Origin of the sequence: Paraglaciecola hydrolytica, from assembly GCF_001565895.1 — a bacterium.
Classification (GTDB): Bacteria; Pseudomonadota; Gammaproteobacteria; order Enterobacterales; family Alteromonadaceae; genus Paraglaciecola; species Paraglaciecola hydrolytica.
On record NZ_LSNE01000003.1, the window covers coordinates 1062397 to 1081086 of the forward strand.

An 18690-nucleotide genomic window follows, 5' to 3' on the forward strand; every position below is an offset into this window, starting at 1 on the left:
AGTACCCCTTTAATGGAGCAAGCCGTTCAAGTACTGAGCCAAACTTTTGGTTACAGTGAGTTTCGTGCTGGGCAAGCCGAAGTCATCGAGCAGGTATTGGCTCATCGTGATGTCTTAGTGTTGATGCCAACCGGCGGTGGTAAATCACTCTGTTACCAAATTCCTGCTTTGGTCTTGCCTGGTTTGAGCATAGTTGTATCCCCGCTTATTTCCTTAATGAAAGATCAGGTTGATGCCCTCAATGCTTATGGTGTGAGTGCGGCTTATGTTAATTCCAACTTAAATTCTGAGCAGTTAGTTAGTGTATTTCGGGGTATGCAGGAAGGGCGCTACAAGCTGATTTATGTGGCACCTGAGCGTTTGATGAAAATGGATTTTATCGAACGGTTACAGCACTTGGATATCAGTTTAATTGCCGTCGATGAGGCCCATTGTGTATCACACTGGGGCCATGATTTTCGTAAAGACTATCGTTTGTTAGGTCAACTTAAAGCGCAGTTTCCTCATGTGCCGATGTTGGGTTTAACTGCCACTGCTGATTTAGCTACTCGTGCGGATATTGCTCAGCAGTTAAACTTGCAGCAACCTTTTGTATTTAAAGGTAGCTTTGACCGGCCGAACATTCGTTATAATCAAATCACAAAATATAAGGCTACCGACCAAGTTATCCAGTTTGTAAAACAACAGGACGGCAGTGGGATCATTTATTGTAACAGTCGTAAAAAGGTTGATGAACTTGCGCTTGCGCTGGCTCGGCAAGGGGTCAATTGCGCGGGTTACCATGCTGGGCTAGAAGGTAATATCCGTGACCTTATTCAACGTGACTTTATTCAGGACCGTATCGACATCATAGTTGCCACGGTTGCTTTTGGTATGGGTATTGATAAATCCAACGTGCGTTTTGTGGTGCATTTTGATTTACCCCGCAGTATCGAGTCCTATTATCAAGAGATTGGTCGAGCAGGGCGTGATGGCATGCCTGCCGAAGCTTTATTGTTATACGATGAAAAGGATGCTGTACGTATTCGTCAGTGGATAGCCAGCGGCGAAAACGTAGAACGCAATGAAGTAGAATTACAAAAATTTACTGCTATTGAGGCCTTTGGCGAAGCGCAAACCTGTCGCCGTCAGATCTTACTTAATTATTTTGCCGAATATTCCGCCGGTCAGTGTCAAAACTGTGATATTTGCCTCGATCCACCTAAAGCCTTTGACGGCACTTTAGATGCGCAAAAAGTGCTATCTTGCGTGCTACGTTTACAGCAACAAGTTGGCAGTCAGTATCTAATTGATGTACTGCGAGGCAAGCAGCTCAAACGCATATTTGAGTTACAGCATGAGCAACTCAGTACTTTTGGCATTGGCAAGGCACAAAGTGATGCCTACTGGCATAACATTATTAATCAACTGATTCATCGTGGTTTATTACGGGTGGATATCACTCAACATGCGGTATTAAAACTTACGGAAGAAGCGCGCCCAGTGCTGCGTCAAACACAAACTGTGCAACTAGCAGTGCCGCGATTAACCATAGATCTAGGTAAGAAAAAACGGGTTTCTGAACAAGACTATGATCGACCTTTGTTTGCCAAACTTAAACATCTGCGTAAAAGTATTGCCGAACAAGATAATGTGCCACCTTTTGTGGTGTTCAGTGATGCTAGTTTGGCCGATATGGCCGCTAAATTTCCTCAATCCAGTAGTGATTTTTTACAAATATCAGGCGTCGGTCAAACCAAACTAGAGCGCTATGGTCAACGTTTTATCGAAGTGATATCCAAACATTTGGATTAAGTTAAATCGAGAGCTGTTGCTACTCGCTTGCGCAACTCAGGTACAAGCTCTTGTTCAAACCATAGATTGCGTTTCAGCCAAATGTTATTGCGTGGACTCGGATGGGGCAGAGGCAGCAGTTTTGGCCCAAACTGCCGCCAATTTTGCACGTTTTCAGTTAAGGTTGGTGCTGGCGTGGGCAAATAATAATGTTGTGCGTATTGTCCAATCAACAAAGTGAGTTTGAGCTCTTTCAGGTGACTTAATAGCTGTGCATGCCACGTTGGGATACATTCTGGACGTGGTGGTAGATCACCACTTTTACCCTTACCGGGGTAACAAAACCCCATTGGTACTATTGCAACTCGGTTTTTGTCGTAAAAAATATTTGCGTTAATGCCCAACCACTGCCGCAAACGTTCGCCACTGGCATCGTTAAACGGGATGCCAGTTTCATGCACTTTACGGCCAGGTGCTTGCCCTATAATGAGTAACTTAGCCGATGGTTGGATTTGCACAACTGGGCGAGGTTCATCGCTAAGATGACTCGCGCAAAGTGTGCAGTGCTGGACACGGTTTAACAAAGATTCGAATGAGTCCATTAGGTTTTTCTCTTTGCTGTCGTTTGTTAAAGCCTATGTAACAGACCTTTCTATCTGACGCAATTTATCGCATACTTAGCGGCCGTTTTTGCGCTGATGATTGTTATTTCCGTGAAAGATACTCCCAAAAAAAAATCTGATCCTAAAGTCGAAAGACTCAAGATCCCACCTCATTCCATAGAAGCCGAACAATCGGTTTTGGGTAGTATGCTGATTGCCCCCGATTCTTGGGACAAAGTCGCTGAATTAGTCACCGACGAAGATTTCTATAATCGTTCACATCAAATTATATTTCGCGCCATACTGCGTTTGTTAACCAAAAGCCATCCAGTTGATTTAATTACCGTTTCTGAAAATTTAGAAGAGCGTGATGAGCTCGATGATGCCGGTGGTTTTGCCTATTTGGGAGAATTGGCGCGCAATACACCTAGTGCTGCGAACGTAACGGCCTACGCGCAGATCATTAAAGAGCGTGCGGTAACACGTGAGCTCATTGGTGTTGCCCATGAGATAGCTGAAGCGGGTTATAATCCGGAAGGCCGCAATAGCGGTGAAATTCTGGATATGGCTGAGAGCAAGGTTTTTGAGATTGCCGAAAAACGAACGGGCAAAGACGAAGGTCCTAAGAATGTTGAGACCGTATTAGGTAAAACTATCGATCGTCTAGAAATCCTAGTTAAAAGTAATAAAGAAGTGACAGGAGTATCCACCGGTTATACGGATTTAGATAAAAAAACCAGTGGTTTACAGCCTTCAGATTTGATCATCGTTGCTGCTCGTCCTTCTATGGGTAAAACCACCTTTGCGATGAATTTGTGTGAAAACGCCATGTTACTGGAAACCAAACCCGTATTGGTATTCAGTCTTGAGATGCCTTCCGAACAGATCATGATGAGGATGTTAGCCTCACTCAGCCGAGTAGACCAGACCAAGATCCGAACCGCTCAACTCAATGACGAAGATTGGGCGCGTATTTCCAATACCATGGCCATGCTCAAAGACAAAGATAATTTATTTATTGATGATTCCTCTGGTTTAACGCCCATGGATGTGCGCACTCGAGCGCGTAAACTCGCTCGTGATAAAGGGGGGATCAGCTTGATAATGATCGACTACTTGCAGTTAATGCGAGTACCGAGTCTAAGTGATAACCGTACCTTAGAAATTGCTGAAATCTCGCGCTCGTTAAAATCCTTAGCGAAAGAATTAGAAGTACCTGTGGTGGCACTGTCACAGCTAAACCGTAGTTTGGAACAACGTGCGGATAAACGTCCAATCAACTCTGATTTACGTGAATCAGGCTCTATCGAACAAGACGCCGACTTAATTATGTTTATTTACCGTGATGAGGTTTATCACGAAGAAAGCGCAGATAAAGGGGTGGCTGAAATCATAATCGGTAAACAGCGTAACGGCCCAATCGGCACCAGCCGTTTAACCTTTCAGGGCCAATTTTCTCGTTTTGATAATTATGCAGGGCCAGCGGTAGCAGACGATTATTAAAGACTTAGTTTCTTAAATCCATCTAATGCCAGTTAAGGTTAAACTTAATTTTAACCTTAACTGGCAATTACGAATTAATACGGCAGTCCAGCAATCGGGCTTGTTATGGTAAATAACTTACCGCCTGCCGTGATTAATATTGTTTTGCGCTCTGGGCCACCAAAGGCAACGTTGGTCAACCGCGGGGCGATATCCAGTTTGGCAAGCTCCAAGCCTTGTGGCGACAAAACATATAATTTACCTGCTGTATGGCTTGCGACATATAAGTTTCCTGCGCAGTCCATCGCCATGCCATCAGGATGCGGTACTTCGGCAAACTCTTTACGTTCAGCAGTAGAACCATCTGAATTAACTGCGTAACGGCCAATTTTGCCATTAGCATCCCCAACATATAACCATTGCTGGTTGACTGATAGCGCAACGCCATTGGGTTTACGCAAAGTGCCATCCACTAGGCTGACTTCACCCTTGGCTGCAAGTCGATAAACTCCTGTCATGCCGGTTTGATTTGCACGACTACCTAACTGCCAGTCTGGATCGCTAAAATAGATATCTCCACGATTGGATATCGCTAAATCATTAGGTGAATTAAATTGTTTACCTTCAAAGGTATCGAGTACTTCACTGCGCTTTTTAGTTGTTAGGCTGTAACGAGTGATTCCTTGATCATCATGGGTAGTTGCAAGCAAATCTTGACCATCAGTAGCGAGCCCATTACTGCCAGCATTGTCGATAAATGGTGTGATTTTATTTGGTAAACTTAGTTGATGTATAACAGAGCGTGGGCCATTTTCCTGTGGCCCACTAAAGTCCATTTCTGAAAATAAGAAACTGTTTAAAGACTCAATCCAAACTGGGCCTTCGAGAAAAACAAAGCCATCTGCAATCAAACTAACTGCGCTATCACTTACAATAGTTTGTGTTTCACCAGCTATGCAATACGCCGGTAGCTGAGGTGTTTGGGCCGCAGTATTGGATGAATGACAGGCTAACAGTAGGATACTAGCCAACAAAGTAACAGCGGGATATTTCATCTTTCTAAATCCATATTGAAAACGAAAGCAGTAGACTAATGAAATTTACGTATTTCACAATGCTTTTGCTTAATATTTATCGTTTGTTAAGGTGTTCAGAAGGGAATTAGGGCTGGTCAACTAAAACCAGCACTATCAATAAAATAACAAAAACTAAACTTTGCGAACACCATTTTATTAGTCATAAAAAGGTGAGCGAACTTCAGTGATATTTCTAAGTTCAACAGGGCGAGTGAGCTTTTGACCACCATCACGGGCAATGGGGATCCAAGGTAGTTTACCTCTGCCTCTAGCTGGCTCAAGGGTAAATAATTCAAAGGGTAGTGAGATATAAAATCCTTTGGTAAAACTACCTTCTCCATATTCTTCGGCAGATACGTTCGTAAAGGCCGCGTAAGCACCGACAATAATGCCGCTATCAAAACGTTTGGCAAAATCAATATTAACGCCTTTGTCTTTCGCTAAAAATTGTCCGGCACTGACTATTATTTGGGTATCGGGTAAAAACGAAGGTTGCCAATAGATACTTGCATGGCCAGTTAAAACTTTATAATCGAAAAAGTCCCAATCATTTTCATAAGAGCGCTGTTGCACATAATTTACATCCACACCAAAAGCAAAGTTACTGTCAACTGGCCGATAGAGTAATTCACCACCAATGCCCCCAAACATGCTTTCCAGATAACCTGCATAAGCTTGGGCATAAGTGTTTTCTGCTATGCGATCAAACCAACTTACATAGGCCGTTTCCATGGTGACTTTACTACGAGTGACGTACTCTCTTGCATAAGTTCTGACGCGCGGTACAGAAGTGTCTTGGTTATCTACCTTAAAAGTAAACTTATCGAAATTTTCGACAAGCGTGGCTTTAACGCTACTCACAACGGAAAAATTATTAAAGGCATAACCTCCACTTAAGAATAAACCGCCTTGATAAAGGTAAAAATCTTCAGGGCTGCCAAAGGTCTGGATCCAGAAACTATCAGCACTATAAAACACTCCAGACGTTCTGTTGGGTTTAAAGTTTTCTAGAGTATCTATGTCGGTATCCTGACGAAAGTAACTAGCCTTAATATCATTTTCCAAAGACTCTAGGCGAGCGGCGGACTTAAATTTTTCTGCATCTATAACCGTTTCCAACATCGGAACCGCGCCAGTAGTCTCTACAATGCTATATTTTTTAATGTCATTAGGGAGCTCTGAGGCAATAATGCGACCTACACGTTCAATCGCCTCATCTTTTTCTCTGTAGTTTAGTTGCATGCCATAAAAGGTCATTTCATCGGCAGTGGTATGGGTTGCACTAAGCGAAAAACCTCCCTGCGAGTACAGCTCATTATAAAGTCTATTACGATCTAACTCTTCCATTGAAGCAGCAGGCTGACTATTAAACAGTGGCCGTGGGGGACTATCAATTTTTGCTTGACTGACCGTATGCATATTAAATTTGTAACTCACACCAAAGCCTACAGTATTGCCCCGTTGATAGTTCAAACTAAAATCAAAATCCTGCCATTGATATACTGCGCCTAAATTCCAATAACTATCTTGTTGCAAATTACCAGCACGATCATTGATATAGTTTTTTGCTTCGTATTCCAGCTTAAGCCTAAGCCCTTCGATAGGGGTTACATATTCAAGACCACCAAATAAAGCGGTGGTTCCGGTAAAAAATTTATCAAACTCAACTATACCACCACGACCTGAAAAACCTGATGTACGATTACAATATGAATCACTGAGTTCACAAAATGGATTAGATAGATTATCACCGGTTCCGAGGTATCCCCATCCGAGACCTAAATGAAAATCGAAAGGACCGATGGCTTTACTAGCAGTAATATACTCACTGGCAAACCAGCCTGTACCACCTATATCAGTAAATCCAACAGCAATGTTGGGTAAATAATAGTTCTCTTGCAATAAACGGAACTTAACATCAATACCTTTATCTTTAAGAGTTTGCTCACCACTAAAAGAAGGTACATCACTGTATAAACGAGTGCGTGCGTCAGTATATCTGACAGTCGACTCCATCCAGGGAAAGAGCTGTAAGCTTGCTGACCAAAAACGGTATTCTTCGTTATCAGTATAGTTAACACTTAAGCTACCATTAGCGGCCATACGTGCCGTTGGTACTTGCCATAGACCAACTCCACCACGCACCATTTGCGAAACTTGCCCATTGGAATATGGCAATTCGTTTGCTTGTGTTACCGCAAGGATTAATAGATAGCTAAGTAATAAACTCAATCTGGTCAGAAACAACGGTTTATAACTCACTGAACAATCCTATTTTTGGCTAACATAACAATTTGTTCGTTTAATAAGCTGTTATCCTGAAAGAATTGCGATTCTGGCAATGGCAAGTAAATCTGACTGCCCGGCATAACATCAACGCATTCCGTATTCCAATATGCAATGCCAATTTTTTTAGTAGTGCCATCAGGTTGGATAAGGTAAGCATAATCGTGATTGATTAGGTCTTCCGATAAGGCTCTAATATGCTGGTGAGCACATTGTTTATTACTTAGATCAATTGAGAAAGTAGCGCTAATTAATCCAAATACACTGGCAGACTTCGGTCGTGTTATAAGATCTAAGCGATATGAACCATTTTCAAAGCGAGGATTATTGTTGGCATTCATTTGTGCTGCATCATAATCAATTTTGATATTAACGCGTTCGGCTAAGTTCCATTGATTGATTTGTCCAATTAAGCCATTCACTTTGGTGGCATCTTCTTGACTCAAAGATAATTGTATATATGCAAGTCGGTTAATGATCTCACGTCGCTGTTTTTCTACCAATAGCGACTCTAAGCGATATAAAGCACTAGCCGGCCAATACCATTGCTGGTTTTCGGTTACTTTAGCGAGCACTTCAACTAAACGGGGATTATTTGCAAAACTATAAAATTCGTTATTTACTTGGATAGATACCTTAGCAGAGGCGCTAAACGTAGAAGCTAAAAAATAGAGAATGAGTAAGCGAGGTGTCAATTTAGAGTTTCCATTTAAAAGCATCAAAAATTTTAGAGCCTTAATGCCCTGCTAATATAGGTTATATCAACAAAATCACTGTTTGGCGTAATTTTTTGATTACTACGTATGACTCTGCCTGATGATTTGTTAAGCCAGAACTGATTTAGCCATTCACTTTCACTAAAATCATGATCGTTGTTTTCGATTACCCTTACGCGTTCTTCTATTAAAACAACTTCTATATTTTGTTCTAGAATAGCCAAGACTTGAGATCCCTTTTGAGAAAATACCGAATCTAGTTGAACGCCAAAATGAGAACCATCAAAGTCTATCTCTCTTTGCCAAGTGGCAGAATCTTTGATAGCCAAAGGATGGATTAGAGGATCTTCCACATCGGCCGTGACAAAATCAAGATTATGATCCAACGAAAGAGTTTTTATAATTCGTCCATTTTGCTCAATCAAAGACGCCTTATCTGACGAAATCCACTTATATTCATCGTTTTCAATAAAAGCCAGAGCAAGCACAATAGTAGGGAAACTTCCTTTTTTAACGTAAATAAGATCAACAGGAGATTGACTGATATCATTTGTTTGCAAAATTATGTCTTGTGATTCATCGAAGGCTAATTTTAGAGTTCGTAAATAGGCTTGATGAGTTGATGAACAAGAGGATAATAAACTTAACAATATAAAAATATAATAATAGCTATAGATTCGACTCATTGGCATATTGTTCTGTTATATCTAGGCAGTGATTTACAATAAAAAAGCCGCCCATTAGGCGGCTCGTAAAATAACAACTTCTTAGCTAGGGATAGTAGGAAGATAAGTAAATGTTACAGGGACATAAATTGTCGTAGTTCCAGATACGGTTACTGTTACATTAGTACCGATACATACTCCGTCCACTAATGGATCATCACCTTCACATACTGGGTCAGTTGGCCCAACAGGCACACACACACCACCAACCAAAACCTCATCACTCTCACATACTGGAGGCTTAATTGGAGCTTTGACTATTCTGCCATTACTATTCGCAACACCAGCAACAATTAAGCCACCTACCACAGTACCAACGATAACTGCGGTCTTTTTCATTTCACCAGAGGCCCAAACAGAACCCTCAGAACCACCAGCCATTTCGTCTGCGTGCAAACCACTCGAAATTAACAAACCAGCACTTAATAATGCCATAGCAATTTTTTTCATAAAAAATCCTTATTAAAATAATTATCCGTATACTAATGCAAGCTTGAAGTGATCTCAATGCTTATTTTGACAGCAATAATGGCTGGCTATAACATCTGATATCAACATCTTAACAAAAGGAGATGCATTGAAAATAATAACCTTAGTGGTGATTATTTTGTTAGCGTGTAATTGTCACGCAAAAAACAAAATAGTATTAGCTGCAGAGGATAGTTGGCCACCTTTTTCTCGCAGTGATGGTGAGGGTATTTCGCAGCAAACTATTTTACAGGCATACCAGTTAGTGGGTGTAGAAGTGGAATTTGTTGTTGTGCCTTATGCCAGAGCACTGCATATGGCCAAAATGGGTGAGGCAGATGGTGCGTTTAATGTCACTAAGCAGCAGAGTACCATTGCGCAATTTAGTTTTGGTGAAGAGCCTTTATTACAAGCAAAGGCCAGCTTCTATTATCCTTCCACGTCGCACTTAGATTTCACGTCCATTAATGAAGCACCTGATAGTTTAGTTATCGCTTTGATACTGGGATATGAATACGGAGAGTCGTATGAAATGAACCGTAGTAGATTTAAAGAAATTAGAGTATCTAATCAAATTCAAATCATTAATTTAATGCTGAAAAACCGCGTAGATATGGCCATCATGTTTGATGATGTTGCTGAGTTTTATTTAAGTAAAATGCAAGTTCCAACGACTATCCTTAAAAAAGGTCAGGTAAATCACATCAGTGATATCTATGTAGCGTTTAACAACAAACCTGAAATTCAGCCGTTAATTGACAAATTGGATCTGGGTTTACGTTTGATGCGAAGCGTTGAGCAGCCCTAAAAATAACCTTATCTGCCTATTTGCTACTATTGTTATTCGCAGTTTTTGTAGAGTTATCACCTCCGTTTATAGTAATTATTCGCTAAAAAATCCCCTCATCTGATATGTGCCACTTAGTTTGTTATGTTACATTCCGTCTTGCAGAGATATCAAAAAAACAATAATAAACTCATGGAGTTAGATGATTCTGTAAGTAGTGTTGAAATAATTCAATAAAGACAACACTTTAGCTATTCACCCTACACAGGACTAACACATCAATGACTGATTTTCGTCAACAAGCACTTGATTATCACGCTTTGCCCACGCCGGGAAAAATTAGCATCGAAATAACTAAACCCGCCGAAAGTGTCACCGATCTTGCGTTAGCATACAGCCCTGGTGTTGCTGAACCAGTGCGCGAAATTGCGGCTAATCCAGATGCGGCATATCAATATACAGCCAAAGGTAATTTGGTCGCTGTTATCTCCAATGGTACGGCTATTCTGGGCTTAGGTAATTTAGGCCCATTGGCTTCTAAACCTGTCATGGAAGGCAAAGCGTTACTCTTCAAACGTTTTGCTGGGATAGATTCCATCGATATTGAAGTAAGTCACAGCAGCACCGACGATTTTATTAATACTGTGGCTAATATAGCTGATACGTTTGGGGGCATAAATCTCGAAGATATTAAGGCTCCAGAATGTTTTGTGATTGAAAAGGCACTTATTGAGCGCTGTAATATTCCAGTTTTCCATGATGATCAACATGGCACTGCTATTGTGACCGCGGCAGGTATGTTGAATGCTCTTGAAGTGCAAGGCAAAGAAATAAGCGAAGTGACTGTAGTGTGCATGGGGGCAGGCGCTGCCGCAATTGCTTGCATGGAGCTACTGGTAAAATGTGGGGCAAAACGCGAGCGTATTTATATGCTCGACAGACAAGGTGTTATCCATACTCGGCGTAGTGATCTAACAGAATATAAGTCCTTGTTTGCCAATAATACCGACAAGCGCACTTTAGAAGATGCCTTAGAAAATGCCGATGTTTTTGTTGGGGTATCTGGGCCTGATGTATTGCCTCCCGAAGCTTTAGCCCTAATGGCGGCTAATCCTATTGTGTTTGCCTGCTCTAATCCTGACCCTGAAATCAAACCTGAAATAGCCCACGCTGTTAGAAGTGATTTGATTATGGCGACGGGGCGCTCAGACTACCCCAATCAAGTGAACAACGTATTGTGTTTCCCGTTTATTTTTCGTGGCGCTTTGGATGTTCGTGCGGCACGAATTAATGATGAAATGAAAATTGCCGCAGTGGATGCTATTCGTTCAATCGCTAAAGAACCAGTACCTGAATCTGTGTTAAAAGCCAGTAAGGTAACAAGTTTGAGTTTTGGTAAGGATTACATCATTCCCAAACCTATGGATCCTCGTTTACTCAAACGTGTAGCCAAAGCTGTGGCGCTAGCGGCTATTGAGTCAGGAGTGGCGAGAATAACCACATTACCTGTGGACTATATGTCTGAACTCTAAGGCTTAAGTTTTTTGCTCAGCAACCTCAATTTCGGATAAGAACCCTAGACTGTCTAGCTTCTTCGCTCGAATGAATAAGATAGACAGTACTATATATGCTAGAAATTGATAACGATGTTACTACCCCGTAGCGCTATGTTTTTAGGTTGTAATCCGGGCAATAATTGACCTATTTGTTTCATGTCGAGCAGAAAAATCATGGGTAATTGCTGTCCAATTGCTTGTTTAAGTGTATTGATGGTCTGCTCAGATTGAGCGATTGAATTATCCAAAATAGTAAACTCAACCAAACTGGGCTTGATAATCTCAATGACTTGTTCTTTTTGGTTATAGTTTATTTGGCCTTGGACGCTGGCGATGGCTCGTAGTTTTTGACCGTTTTGTTGAGCCAATATCACACTTTTGACCTTAATATTATTTATTGCACCTTCTATATTTACTTTTGGATCTGAAAAAGTGATATCAAAACCCTGATAACTCTGACGCACAGGGAATCTTATTTGCAACATGTCGCTGACTTGTTGTTCAGTAAGTGTGACTTCAAAGGCAGAAGCTTTAGGCATAACAACATTTAACAAACAGAATAACAGCACTAAAAAGGTTTTCATCTTAACTCCTATAATATTAATGCAAGAGTCTAATGCTTTTCACTCAGACTAAATAGGATACTCAATACAAAATTCAACCTTAAAAAAGTCATAGGCTAAGCTTGAGCTATTTTTTTAGTCTGTTCGGTGATGTGTCGTCAATAATCAAGCAAACATAATCAAAATTATTCATAACTAAACAAAATTTGCGGTTGTAATATTTTTCTCTTACTAAAAATGCCAAAATTAACTATCAGCTATATTTTAAATTTGGAGTCTATATGAAAATCGCCCTAATGAACGAATTCAGCCAAGCGGCTAAAAACGCTGTGGTACTGGAGCAACTTAATGATGTCGCCTCAGGCTTAGGTCATAGTGTGTTCAACGTAGGTATGAGTGACGATAATGATCACCGTCTAACCTACATTCATCTTGGTATAATCGCATCGTTGTTAATTAACTCAAAAGCCGTTGATTTTGTTGTTGCTGGCTGTGGGACAGGGCAGGGAGCCTTGATGTCATTAAACGCCTACCCTGGGGTCAATTGTGGTTATTGTATCGATCCGGCTGATGCTTATCTGTTTGCACAAATCAATAATGGTAATGCACTGTCATTGGCTTTTGCTAAAGGCTTTGGTTGGGGCGCGGAACTCAACGTGCGTTATATTTTTGAGAAAGCCTTTACTGGCGCTAAAGGGCTTGGCTATCCGCCTGAGCGCCGAGAATCTCAAGCAGCTAATGCTGGGATCTTAGAATCAATAAAAGCGGCTACAACTAAACCTTACCTTGAAGGTTTGAAAGCGATTGATCCAGAATTACTGAAAACTGCAGTAGGCGGCGAGCGTTTTCAAGCATGTTTTTTTGAAAATTGTCAGGATGATGAACTTGCGGCTTTTGTAAAAACCTTAATTGCTTAATTTGAAGTGCACACAGGGAAGTGTGCACAAGCATTAATGTACATTGTAATTTTGCAGAATTTGTTTGATTTGACCGTTCTTTTGTAGCAAAACAATAGCGCGGTTAAAGGCTGGGATGAATTCGCTGTATTCTTTACGCAGTCTGATAACAATATCACCCTGTGAATGGACTGTTGCAAGGCTAATAGCTACTTGATGCATATTAGCCCAATAAGTCGCCGTTACACCTTCCAATATTACCGCTTCAAAACGTAGCTTGGCTAAACCTTCAATTAAGTGACTTTCAGATAAAAAATCCTCTCGGGTAAATTTATCATCATCTCGATAAGAATAACCTGCAACTGTGCCTATTCTTTTACCATAAATTGCTTCAGTGTGAGTAAATTTCTGGGCATTTTGGGGTAATGTTACGACGTATTCTATCAGGTCAAAAATGGCAATTGTTGTTACAAATTCATCACCAATATCACCATTTTTAAACCATTCTGGACTCACAAAGTCAAAATCAAGATTACCATCTTCAATAGCCATTTCGGCGCGCTTCGGCGGATAGTAATAAAACTCATAGGGGATTGCTGTGTGTTGCATAATCGCATGTATAACATCGGCAAAAATCCCCTGCTTCTTTGGGTCACCAAAATAACCGTATGGCACCCATGCAGAACTGCCACCTAAGTTGTAGCGCAAAGTGGGTAAGGCGGCTTCTTCAGCGCAAAGTTTTTGCGTGTTTATTACGACTAAACTGAGCAGTATTAAAGAAGGAATTAACTTGTTGAATATAAAAATCAATATACGCAAAAGCCTAGTTGTCCCTAAATTGCCGTTATTAAAACTAACGCACCTTCATAGTATGTGCTAGTTATTGCGGAATAAGTTCAGTTAGTCAACGTAGGCTAGTTGAATTGTGTAAATTTTATCTTTTAAATTAGCGCTGAAATATGCCTTTTACATGCTCTGCAAAAGGCCTTGCCTGCATAAAACCCGTAACACGAGCGGATTTAAGCTCTGCCCCTTGTTTATCAAAAAACAAAATAGTGGGTAAACCAAGTACCGCAAAATGTTCCTGAAATGCTAGGTTGACGGGTGTGTTGTCAGTTAGGTCAATTTGCATCCACTCTGTGTTACCTAAGGCCTCTATCACGGCGGGATCGGGAAAAGTATATTTTTCAAACTCCTTACAGGCTACGCACCAGTCAGCATAAAGATCGACCATAACGGTCTTGCCTTCGGCGTTAGCTTTAGCAAGTTTTTGCTCAAAATCCTCAATACTTTTTACTAACATAAAATCTGGGTGCTCAGAGTTAGCAGACTGTTGATGTATGGTGCTGGTAACAGACGCAACAGAAACTAACGGGGCAATAGAGCTATAGCCGTATAAAGCGGAAGCAAGCAGGCCGATAAAAATCAACATTACCCTGAGACCTTTAAAAAAGCTTGTTTTGCTATTGGCGTTCATCACATAAAAGTAGCTGAAAGCACACAAACCAAGTAAAGCCCAGGCTATATCAGTGGCAAAATGACTGACTAAACGTTCTACAAACATTAAGGCCACGGCTAACATCATAAAACCGAAGGTAACTTTAACTATATTCATCCAGTTACCGGCTTTAGGCAGCAGTTTTCCACCAGTAATACCAAACAAAATAAGGGGTATGCCCATGCCTAAACTTAGGGCGTATAAGGCTGAAAAGCCTAAAAGCAAATCACCACTTTGGGCGATGAATAATAAAATTCCAGTGAGTGGCGCTGTGGTACAGGGCGATGCAACTAAACCTGATATTGCCCCCATTACAAATACCCCAATATAACTACCACTTTTTTGTTGGTTGCTCATTGAATTGAGTTTTTCTTGCCAGCTAGAAGGCATTTGCAATTCATAAGCCCCAAACATTACCACCGCCAATAAAACAAAAATGACGATCAAGCTGATTAAAATCGCCGGGTGTTGCAAGCTCGCTTGAAATTGCACCCCCGCCGAAGCAACTATCAAACCTAGGAGTGAATAAGTTAACGCCATACCTTGTACGTAAATAAACGATAAACTAAAGGCGCGAGAGCTACTGATACCTTTACCCTGGCCAATAACTATACCGGATAAAATTGGGTACATAGGAAACACACAAGGGGTAAACGCCAGGCCAATACCCAAACCTAAAAATAACAACAAGGTCCACATTAGGCTTTGTTCGCTGGTGAGTAAATCGGCTAATTCGAATTGTTGTGATACCGGTACATCAGCTGTTGCTGTTGGAATTATTGGCTCAGCTGGGGGGGGAGTTTGTAGACCTGCCACTTCATTTAAATAAACAACTTTGATGGTTGGTGGATAACATAGACCAGCATCGGCACAGCCTTGATATTGAATTTTAACCACACCATCCTGTACCGAATGAATAATGGGATAAGTAATGGCTACTTGCTGGCGAAATATGTCCGAAAGCCCAAAAAATTCGTCTTCAATTTGTTCTGAGACAGGGTAAGTTGGCTCCGCTAGTTCAGCATTTTTAACTACAGTCTTAAATTGTTTTTTATATAAATAGTAACCCTCGGCTACCGTCCAGCTCAGCACCAACTCATTATTATGCTGTTTAAAATCAAATTGAAAAGCCTCATCGACAGGCAAAAACTCAGGCTCTTCAGCAAACAGCTCACTGAAAGGGTCACCTTGCTGTGCAATGCTAGTCAGTGTGGTAAATAAGGCCAATAAAATCAGTAGTGGGCGAATCAATTTCATAGAACGGCAAGTCTCATTGTAGGCTTAGGTTTATCTAAATCAGATATTCCCCTCGCCATAGTTTGTATAAAAGGGTGCACTATAAAAGTGCCTGCTTAAGATTAACTTAAACAAATTAAGTGCTTCAAGTAATGCGCGCACTTTAGCGTCGCTTTAAGCCTGATCTCTGTTGTAACAAGAGTATCAGGCAGCGCAGAAAAACCCTACACAACTCGGACTTAATTGACCTGTAGAGCCTAAGATAAATTTCACTGTTTTAGCATTTACTATTGTTTGGCTTCTGCTTTAGCAATTATATATAGGTAGAAAGCAAAAACAGGCCACTAGGCTAGGGCATTAACCATTGCTGAATAGCTGCTAAAAGCTGCGAATTATTGACAATATCAGCAGTGCGGTAGCGTTCTACCCCATCTTTAAAAATAATAAGGCTAGGAAAAGCATGCACACCGTAACTAAAAAAAGCATCGCCTCCATTATCCACGGCCACAGGGTATTTTATTTGGTACTTTTTACTATAAGCATCAAGATCTTCTTCACTTGTCCATAAGTGATTTAGGATGCCATACCAGTGCAAGTGGGGCATGGCTTGTTGTAGACGATTGATTTCTTGTTGCCCTTCGATACAGGCTTTTGACATTTCCGAGCGTGTTTCAGCTAGATACCAATCGCACCAAGTTGCGGTAAAGAAAACCAAGCCATCAGTTTGTTTAATATCGGCTAATTGAGTGGTGTGGCCACTATTATCAGTCAGTGGTGTGGTGGCAATGTTTGCGCCGTTGTCGGCCGCCAGTAATTGTAATTTATGATCTAATTTGTTATTAGCCTGATGACCGCTGTGCACTACCTTGCCTTGTTTATTGAGCAATACATGATAAGGCGTGCCGAGCATTTTATAATGATAAGTTAAGGCACTATCATGATCTAAGGCGATAGGTAAAGTAAGATCAAAACGCTGAATAACGGCAGCAATATCTTGCTGGGTTTCATTAATATTGACATTGACCGCGATAATCTCGATTTGCTCTGCGTATTTTTCATAGGCATGCTGCAAATGAGGCATTTCTTGCATACAAGGCTGACACCAACTAGCCCAAAATTTTAGATAAACGGGCTTTTGCCCTACATAGCTTTGTAAGTTAAGTGTTTGACCATTTAACAAACTGATGGGCTGCGCATAAAGCGCTTCGCTATTTACTTCTTCAGCCACTGCATAAAAAGAAAAACTGCAGATTGCCACCATCATGGCAATTGTAGGTATAAATAATGCCAAGTAAGTTTTAATCATCGTCATTACTGCACTACCGTGCATCCCGCTCTTTATCATGTTTCTCATATTTAATTCGTCCCAATGTTAAAAACGTCACTCCTAATAATGATAATAGTGTGTTGGATAAGTTGGTTCTTTTAAAGAGCCAACTATGAGTGTTTTTATAGATCCAATTTCACTGAGGCCTTACACTCAGTACGGCCAATTAACACTGGTTTTAGCCAACGAACGGTCAATAAAAAACAGGGGCAGTAAATGGATCCTATATTTGAATTAAATATTTGTTTACCCAAAAACAAAGGAGAGCAGTTACAGCAATCTATTGCCCAACAATTAAAAACGGCCATTGCAGATGGCCGTCTGCAAGCCAATTTAAACATGCCACCTAGCCGTAAATTAGCTGAGCACTTAGGTGTATCCCGCAATACCGTTATTGCTGTTTACGCCACCCTCAGTAGCGAAGGGTATTTGTATTCTCACGCTGGGGCTGGTACCTATGTGGCTGATATACATCAACAACAATTGAAAAAAGTATTACAGCAAACATCCTCCCAGTCCGCTCTTGCTCGTCAACAACAGCAACAAAAAAAGCTCAGTGCTTTTTGGCGCGAGCAATCTGCGCCGCAGTTTGTTGTAAATAATACACCGATCGAATTTGATTTTAGTGTGGGTATTCCTGAACTCGGATTTTTTCCTTTTACCCTATGGCGAAAATTACTTACACAGGCATCTCGATTACAAGAGCAAGGCCGTTTGGCAGCACCTATTGCGGCAGGACAGTTGTCATTACGCTCTGCTATTGCACAGCATGTTTCAGTATCACGGGCAGTAGCCTGCCATATCGATAATATTGTTGTGACTGCGGGAGCTCAGCAAGCCTTAGATATACTTGCAAGGATCCTAATAACACCTGGCCAGACCCAAGTTGCCATGGAGAGCCCAGGCTACCCTTTTGCGCGGCATATTTTTGCTGCAGCGGGGGCAAAAATTATCGATGTTAGCGTTGATGAGCAAGGTATAGTGGTAGAGCAGATTCCGGCGAATTGTAAGGTCATTTATGTCACCCCATCCCATCAGTTTCCTACTGGCGTGAAAATGTCGGCGCCACGTCGATTACAGTTATTGGCATTTGCACAACAACATAGTGCATCGATTATTGAAGACGATTACGATAGTGAAATTCGCTTTCAGGGCAGCCCCTTAGATGCCTTGCAAACCTTAGATAACAATGGTTTGGTATTTTATGTTGGTACATTTTCAAAATGTTTGATGCCAGATTTACGACTAGGTTTTTTAGTTACCCCCCATTGGGCAAGAGAGGCGATAGTGACTGCAAAACTCTACTGTGATTGGCATAGCCCCATTTTACTGCAAGAAACCTTAGCCATGTTTATTCACCAAGGACATCTTGTTCGTCACATTCAAAAATTACGTAAGTGTTATCATCAACGTTTAGATTCATTGCAGTGGGCACTTGAGCACTACTTAAAAGATAAAGTAGAACCTATTGTGATTTCATCTGGAGCACATATGACGGCATTGATCACAGCCGATTTTAATGCTCAAGCCCTTGCCAACAAAGTCTTACAGCGAGGTGTAAAACTATATGCTATTAACGATTTATCTAATGATAGCAGCAATATAAATGGCTTGATTTTTGGTTTAGGTGGAATCGACAACAAGCTTATTAGTGAAGGTATTTTTCGCTTATCGCAATGCATGGCATAGTCACTTCAAA

The 18690-nt window shown here is 41.1% G+C and carries 16 protein-coding genes; 6 read left to right on the forward strand and 10 right to left on the reverse strand.

Translation table 11 applies throughout. From position 1 onward, the window contains the following. Nucleotides 1-12 precede the first annotated feature (12 nt). Nucleotides 13-1794 carry a DNA helicase RecQ gene (gene recQ, locus AX660_RS07145; protein WP_068374536.1) on the forward strand — a complete coding sequence of 594 codons (1782 nt, stop codon included), beginning with the start codon at nt 13-15 and terminating at the stop codon, nt 1792-1794. Here the strand turns inward: recQ and AX660_RS07150 are convergent. After that, a complete protein-coding gene (locus AX660_RS07150; protein ID WP_068374539.1) occupies nt 1791-2375 on the reverse strand; it encodes a uracil-DNA glycosylase family protein in 585 nt (194 codons plus the stop codon). The genes recQ and AX660_RS07150 overlap by 4 nt on opposite strands. A 96-nt stretch (nt 2376-2471) precedes the next feature. On the opposite strand from AX660_RS07150, the gene dnaB reads away from it, so the two are divergent. Further along, the gene (gene dnaB / locus AX660_RS07155) at nt 2472-3878 is read left to right on the forward strand and encodes a replicative DNA helicase (RefSeq protein WP_068374542.1); all 1407 of its coding nucleotides are present in this window, start codon (nt 2472-2474) and stop codon (nt 3876-3878) included. Nucleotides 3879-3952: 74 nt separating this feature from the next. On the opposite strand, the gene AX660_RS07160 is transcribed toward dnaB, so the two are convergent. From AX660_RS07160 to AX660_RS07180, 5 genes are all read right to left on the reverse strand, one after another. Continuing rightward, the gene (locus AX660_RS07160) at nt 3953-4912 is read right to left on the reverse strand and encodes an SMP-30/gluconolactonase/LRE family protein (RefSeq protein WP_068374544.1); all 960 of its coding nucleotides are present in this window, start codon (nt 4910-4912) and stop codon (nt 3953-3955) included. 177 nt (nt 4913-5089) lie between these two features. Beyond that, a complete protein-coding gene (locus AX660_RS07165; protein WP_106404050.1) occupies nt 5090-7081 on the reverse strand; it encodes a YjbH domain-containing protein in 1992 nt (663 codons plus the stop codon). Nucleotides 7082-7191: 110 nt separating this feature from the next. Next, nucleotides 7192-7914 (reverse strand): capsule biosynthesis GfcC family protein, encoded by a 723-nt coding sequence (locus AX660_RS07170; protein WP_157884309.1) that lies wholly within the window; start codon nt 7912-7914, stop codon nt 7192-7194. Nucleotides 7915-7946: 32 nt separating this feature from the next. Then, a complete protein-coding gene (locus AX660_RS07175; RefSeq protein WP_157884310.1) occupies nt 7947-8621 on the reverse strand; it encodes a YjbF family lipoprotein in 675 nt (224 codons plus the stop codon). A gap of 81 nt (nt 8622-8702) precedes the next feature. Further along, nucleotides 8703-9110 (reverse strand): hypothetical protein, encoded by a 408-nt coding sequence (locus tag AX660_RS07180; RefSeq protein ID WP_068374557.1) that lies wholly within the window; start codon nt 9108-9110, stop codon nt 8703-8705. Between the two features lie 127 nt (nt 9111-9237). Here AX660_RS07180 and AX660_RS07185 point away from each other — a divergent pair, with 127 nt between their 5' ends. Together AX660_RS07185 and AX660_RS07190 are read left to right on the forward strand one after the other, a co-directional pair. Next, nucleotides 9238-9936, forward strand: coding sequence for a transporter substrate-binding domain-containing protein (locus AX660_RS07185; protein ID WP_068374561.1), 699 nt, complete (start codon nt 9238-9240; stop codon nt 9934-9936). A gap of 260 nt (nt 9937-10196) precedes the next feature. Further along, nucleotides 10197-11447 carry a malic enzyme-like NAD(P)-binding protein gene (locus AX660_RS07190; RefSeq protein WP_068374564.1) on the forward strand — a complete coding sequence of 417 codons (1251 nt, stop codon included), beginning with the start codon at nt 10197-10199 and terminating at the stop codon, nt 11445-11447. A gap of 98 nt (nt 11448-11545) precedes the next feature. Here AX660_RS07190 and AX660_RS07195 read toward each other — a convergent pair whose 3' ends face one another. Then, nucleotides 11546-12055 carry a hypothetical protein gene (locus AX660_RS07195; RefSeq protein ID WP_068374567.1) on the reverse strand — a complete coding sequence of 170 codons (510 nt, stop codon included), beginning with the start codon at nt 12053-12055 and terminating at the stop codon, nt 11546-11548. A 260-nt stretch (nt 12056-12315) separates the two neighbouring features. On the opposite strand from AX660_RS07195, the gene AX660_RS07200 reads away from it, so the two are divergent. Next, on the forward strand, nt 12316-12951 hold the full coding sequence (locus tag AX660_RS07200) for an RpiB/LacA/LacB family sugar-phosphate isomerase (protein WP_068374570.1): 636 nt from the start codon (nt 12316-12318) through the stop codon (nt 12949-12951). A 33-nt stretch (nt 12952-12984) separates the two neighbouring features. Here the strand turns inward: AX660_RS07200 and AX660_RS07205 are convergent, their stop codons facing one another. The 3 genes from AX660_RS07205 to AX660_RS07215 form a co-directional block, all read right to left on the reverse strand. Continuing rightward, nucleotides 12985-13749, reverse strand: coding sequence for a substrate-binding periplasmic protein (locus tag AX660_RS07205; protein ID WP_068374572.1), 765 nt, complete (start codon nt 13747-13749; stop codon nt 12985-12987). Nucleotides 13750-13876: 127 nt separating this feature from the next. Continuing rightward, entirely contained in the window at nt 13877-15685 is a 1809-nt protein-coding gene (locus tag AX660_RS07210) for a protein-disulfide reductase DsbD (RefSeq protein ID WP_068374574.1), read from the reverse strand. Between the two features lie 328 nt (nt 15686-16013). After that, nucleotides 16014-16970, reverse strand: coding sequence for a TlpA family protein disulfide reductase (locus AX660_RS07215; protein ID WP_157884311.1), 957 nt, complete (start codon nt 16968-16970; stop codon nt 16014-16016). A 237-nt stretch (nt 16971-17207) separates the two neighbouring features. Here AX660_RS07215 and pdxR point away from each other — a divergent pair, with 237 nt between their 5' ends. Beyond that, nucleotides 17208-18680 (forward strand): MocR-like pyridoxine biosynthesis transcription factor PdxR, encoded by a 1473-nt coding sequence (pdxR, locus tag AX660_RS07220; RefSeq protein ID WP_068374577.1) that lies wholly within the window; start codon nt 17208-17210, stop codon nt 18678-18680. The last annotated feature ends 10 nt before the right edge of the window (nt 18681-18690 follow it).